This is a genomic window from Pseudoalteromonas sp. TB25 (genome assembly GCF_000497995.1).
Taxonomy (GTDB): Bacteria; Pseudomonadota; Gammaproteobacteria; order Enterobacterales; family Alteromonadaceae; genus Pseudoalteromonas; species Pseudoalteromonas distincta.
Window position 1 is genome coordinate 1 of record NZ_AUTI01000413.1, and the last position, 5,063, is coordinate 5,063.

Annotated in this window: 6 protein-coding genes; 5 read left to right on the plus strand and 1 reads right to left on the minus strand. The window is 39.6% G+C overall.

What is annotated here, in order from left to right; translation table 11 throughout:
• The first annotated feature begins 84 nt into the window (after nucleotides 1-84).
• Together L652_RS1000000125635 and L652_RS1000000125630 are read left to right on the plus strand one after the other, a co-directional pair.
• Nucleotides 85-1,473: an alpha/beta fold hydrolase gene (locus L652_RS1000000125635; protein WP_024596416.1), complete on the plus strand. Its 1,389-nt coding sequence runs from the start codon at nucleotides 85-87 to the stop codon at nucleotides 1,471-1,473.
• Between the two features lie 6 nt (nucleotides 1,474-1,479).
• Nucleotides 1,480-2,619 carry a GNAT family N-acetyltransferase gene (locus tag L652_RS1000000125630; RefSeq protein WP_024596417.1) on the plus strand — a complete coding sequence of 380 codons (1,140 nt, stop codon included), beginning with the start codon at nucleotides 1,480-1,482 and terminating at the stop codon, nucleotides 2,617-2,619.
• On the opposite strand, the gene L652_RS1000000125625 is transcribed toward L652_RS1000000125630, so the two are convergent.
• Nucleotides 2,596-3,186, minus strand: a complete 591-nt coding sequence (locus L652_RS1000000125625; RefSeq protein ID WP_024596418.1) for a DUF938 domain-containing protein — start codon at nucleotides 3,184-3,186, stop codon at nucleotides 2,596-2,598. The genes L652_RS1000000125630 and L652_RS1000000125625 overlap by 24 nt on opposite strands.
• Before the next feature lie 200 nt (nucleotides 3,187-3,386).
• Here L652_RS1000000125625 and L652_RS1000000125620 point away from each other — a divergent pair, with 200 nt between their 5' ends.
• The 3 genes from L652_RS1000000125620 to L652_RS1000000125610 form a co-directional block, all read left to right on the plus strand.
• The gene (locus tag L652_RS1000000125620) at nucleotides 3,387-3,572 is read left to right on the plus strand and encodes a hypothetical protein (protein WP_024596419.1); all 186 of its coding nucleotides are present in this window, start codon (nucleotides 3,387-3,389) and stop codon (nucleotides 3,570-3,572) included.
• A 100-nt stretch (nucleotides 3,573-3,672) separates the two neighbouring features.
• A complete protein-coding gene (locus L652_RS1000000125615; RefSeq protein ID WP_223231703.1) occupies nucleotides 3,673-4,038 on the plus strand; it encodes a hypothetical protein in 366 nt (121 codons plus the stop codon).
• Nucleotides 4,039-4,049: 11 nt separating this feature from the next.
• On the plus strand, nucleotides 4,050-5,063 hold a 1,014-nt coding region (locus tag L652_RS1000000125610), incomplete at its 3' end, for a class II fumarate hydratase (protein ID WP_024603426.1).

A 5,063-nucleotide genomic window follows, 5' to 3' on the forward strand; every position in this document is an offset into this window, starting at 1 on the left:
AAGCCGTTGGATTTAACCAACATCTTGCAAAACCGCTTGAACTCATTAAGCTAACCGAGTGTCTTGTCCAATATGCAGTAGTTAATGAATAATAGTGATTTAATTTTAAGAATAGTTTTAAGAGTAGCTTTTGGTTTTGTTTTAAGTATTTTTTCGCATATTACCGTCGCTCAAAACTGTATATCGCAGGCAAGCGACTTTAAATTTATAACAAAAAGTAAGCAACAAGGCTTATTACGCTTTGAAAAAGAGCACAACCACCAGCGCTTTAATTACCACGCCCTTTTACCATTTAACGATTACTTAGATTTTGCATATAAACATATAAATAAAACCAATCCACGTGCAGATATGCCATGCCCTGTTATTACACAAACGTACCAGCAATTAGTAACACAAGGTACGCGAAAACCTGACCCTACTATTGCAGATATTATTGCCCCTTTTGAGCTTACGCATCCAAACAGCAATAAAGTTGCACTATTAGTTCACGGGCTAACTGACTCACCCTTTACGTATCACGATTTAGCACAAGTGTATTATCAACAAGGCTATACTGTGCGTACTATTTTATTACCAGGACATGGAAGCGCCGCAAGTGCATTACTCAATGTAGAGGTTAGCCAATGGCAACAGGCAATAAAATACGGTATTAAACGCTCGGTGCAAGACTTTGATGAGGTGATACTCGCAGGTTACTCTACCGGTGCAGCGTTACTTATTGATTACGCAACCAAGTACACAGTTTCACCCAAAATTAAAGCGCTTATGCTTTATTCGCCAGGCTCCGAGCCACATAATAAGTACGGCTGGATAGCAAAAAGGATTGATGCCATACCCTTTGTTAATTGGATAGATAAAGACGCCGATGTAGACTTTGCTAAGTATGAATCATTTCCTTTAAATGCAGCTGCCGCGTCGTACTATGCTATGTCACTTGCAAGCGTAAGTAGCTTAAACAAACGCTCTGCACTTAAATTACCTATTTTTAGTGTACTTAGCGATATTGATACCACGATAGATACGCGTGCCACGCTAAAATTATTAAGTGCGTTACACAAAGATAATTCAGTAAAATATAAGCCGCTCGATACTTTAGTACTTTATGGAAGCACTGATATTTTACCGCCAGACTTTGCTAGTGACTACACAGTAAATAACCCGCAATGCACATCGCCTCAGTGTAAAAAAGTTCATGGTATGTCGCATATTGCTATTGTTAACTCACCGCAAAATCCACATTATGGGATTAACGCAACCTATCGTAATTGTGGCAGCTTTATTAACGACGAGTCCCTGTACAAAACATGTAAAACAACAAAAAATCCACAACTAGGAGAGCGTACAAGCGCCAACTTAAAACACTATCCGGCTTTACAACGCTTAACTTATAATCCTCATTTTACCGAGCTTAAAAAGCAAATTAGTACGTTTATTAAAAACGTAGAACAGCTTAGAACAACTACAAGGTAAGTAGTCATGGGAACGTTTTCGCACCAATGGTTTAGCAGTATTAATGAGATTGATCAGGCGCAGTGGCAACGTTTATTTGGTGATGAACCATTTACTCAACATGCTTTTTTATATGCCCTTGAGCAAAGCCAATGCGTAACACAAAAAAGCGGTTGGCAGCCCCATCACCTCGCTATTTTTGAAGATGATACGCTCATTGCGCTTGCACCTGGGTATTTAAAAAGTCATTCATACGGCGAGTACGTATTTGACTGGGCATGGGCTGAGGCATACGAAAAACACGGTTTAGAATATTATCCCAAGTGGCTATCTGGCATTCCCTTTAGCCCTATTGAAGGCAAGCGTATTGCTATCGAGCACGCTAACCCAAATGCGGTGTATCAGTACATTACAGAGCAACTTAATATACACAGTGCTGAGCAAAGGTGGTCGGGGTGGCATGTTAATTTTTGCGACCAAGCCCAAGCAACATCATTAACTGAGCAACATGCCATGCTAAGAGTGGGTGTGCAATTTCAGTGGTTTAATAAAGGTTTTGAAACCTTTGACGATTTTTTGCAAATACTTAACTCACGAAAACGTAAGTCACTTAAAAAAGAGCGAGCTAAAATAGCGCAACAAAATATTGATATTGAATGGCTGCAAGGAACGCAAATTACGCCCGAGATAATGCAATTGTTTTATGAGTTTTATCAGCGTACCTACTTAAAGCGATCTGGTCATTTGGGCTATTTAAATATGGAGTTTTTTACGCTTTTACATGCATTAATGGCTAATAACCTCGTTATTATGCTGGCCAAAAAAGACGACAACGTGATTGCTGCAACACTTAGTTTAGTAGGTGAGAATACACTTTATGGGCGCTACTGGGGAGCAAGTGAAGAAGTAGATTCGCTTCACTTTGAGCTGTGCTATTACCAAGGTATTGAGTTTGCAATAAAGCATAAACTCAGCTGCTTTCATTCGGGAGCACAAGGTGAGCACAAAATAGCACGCGGATTTGAACCCGTACTTACCTACTCTGCTCACCATATTGTTGATAGCGATTTCAGTAATGCAATAAGCGACTACTTAAAGCGTGAACGCGGCCATATTGATATATATAAAGAGCAATGTAGCTCATTACTGCCGTTTAAAAACGAGTAACTGATTATTTGCAGGCATGGCAGTATCGCTAATAAGCGTAAGCCCTGCTTGCTTAGCTAGTTGTTCAACTGCTTCAAAATCTCTTATTCCACTTAACGGATCGCGCTCTGTTAAAAAGGCACTAAAGTCATCATTACTTGGGCTGGTAAATTCACATTGGTATTTGAATGGCCCATAAATACACAACATACCGTCGCTATTTAAGTGACGTTTAACACCGTCAAAAAAACGTTCAACTAATTGCCAACTTACAATATGAAATGTGTTTGCAGTATAAATAGCGTCAACCTTATCTACAGGCCATTCATTATTTAAATCAAGCTCAAGTGGTGCATGTAAATTAGTTAAATTAGCTTCGCGGTGCCATAAATTAATCCCTTCGTGGTTTATAGCGCGATCACTTGTATGCCATTGTAAATGCGGTAATTGCTCTGCAAAAAACACACTATGCTGGCCGGTTCCTGATCCGACTTCGAGGACTGTTTTAGTATTTTTTAATACGTCCTTTAATTGCTCTAAAATAGGGGTTTTATTGTTTTCACAGGCTTGTGAAAATGGCTTTGTCATTACTGTGCACCAAAATTGTAGATTAATGCACAACAGTAAAGCAAATTTAGCTTATTTTGTCGTGATGAAAAAAAGGTAATTTTTAAATACTATAACTATCATATGGTTGAGCTGGCTCATTATGGTTGGTACGTAATATGCTTTTATATTGTTAACCCACTAAAGGGTTTAACTTATATTAAATTTCAAAGGATAAAATTATGCATATACCCCCTTATACCGCTGTAGACGCGGCCATTGCTATAACCGAAAAAACCACCGACGATCATAGTTACGCCGTTGATATGAGAGCTACAGTAATCGATTTACTTTCGCACCCTAAACATAATCAACAGGCGATGAGCAAACATGAAACAGATCAGATATTTATTCTTGGCTACAATTAATACTCAAATTAGTAACGCAAATAATTTTTATAATAACTGTTTACACTGAAACCGATTAAATGTAATGATAACTATTATCGTTAACTTGAGTCGGTTTTTTATGTCTTCAAATTATGCCCAGCATCGCTACCATCAAGAACTCTCTTGTCATTGCTTAAGACCTGGCCTGCATGCCCCCATGCTCGTTGCCGATTACATAGAAACCGCCCTTAACGTCGCCAAAAAATTTGAGCAACAACATAATCCCTTGCTTCAAGAGTTTTATCTTAGGCGCACACACCATGAAATTATGAACAAAATGTGCGACCCTCTTATACATAATGCTATTCGTAAACAATGTTTAGAGCAGCTATACAAGCCATTATTAGCATTAAAACGGTTTTATAAGGTGCATAACAATACTGCACAATTTTTAATACTTGAGCGTGAAGCTCGTATTCTTAGTCACGAATTCAACCCTTTTTAAGGAGCACACTTATGAGCAACTTTAGAACAGAATCAGACAGCATGGGCGAGCTACAAGTACCTACTGATGCGCTCTATCAGGCGCAAACACAACGAGCAGTTAATAACTTTGCCATTAGTGGCTTATCTATGCCAAAGCAATTTATCACTGCACTGGCTTATATAAAACAAGCTGCTGCGCAAAGTAACTGCGAGCTTGGCCATTTAAGTAAAGACAAAGCAAATGCTATTGAGCAAGCTTGTCAAAGTATTATTGATGGCGAGCATGTTGAGCATTTCCCCGTTGATATTTTTCAAACCGGTTCGGGCACAAGCTCAAATATGAATGCCAACGAAGTTATTGCAACGCTTGCTAGCCGATTAGGCAGTGAAAGCATTCACCCTAATGATGATGTAAACATGGGGCAAAGTTCTAACGATGTAGTCCCTACTGCTATCGCACTCAGTAGCGCAATAAATGTAGTGTATGAATTACTTCCTTCGCTTGAAAACTTATCGCAAAGCCTAGAAAAGAAAAAAGCTGAAGTAGGCCATATAGTTAAAACGGGCCGTACGCATTTAATGGATGCAATGCCTGTTACATTTGATCAAACACTAAGTGCATGGCAGTCACAAGTTAACCATGCCGCAGCAGGAATTAGACATAGCTTAGAGCGTGTATGCGAACTGGCACAAGGCGGTACAGCTGTTGGAACAGGAATAAATGCAGACCCTAAGTTTGCAGCCAAATTTGCAGAAAACCTGAGTGCCAATGTAGGCATTAGATTTACGCCTAGTAGTAACTTTTTTTATAACATCGGCTCACAAGACGCCATAGTAGCGCTTTCGGGGCAATTAAAAGTACTCGCTGTAGCACAAATGAAAATAGCGAACGACCTACGCTGGATGAACTCAGGACCACTTGCGGGCTTAGGCGAAATAGAGCTAGAAGCACTTCAACCGGGCTCGTCTATTATGCCTGGCAAGGTAAATCCGGTAATACCAGAAGCCGCAGCCATGGTAAGCGCACAAGTAATCGGTAACGAC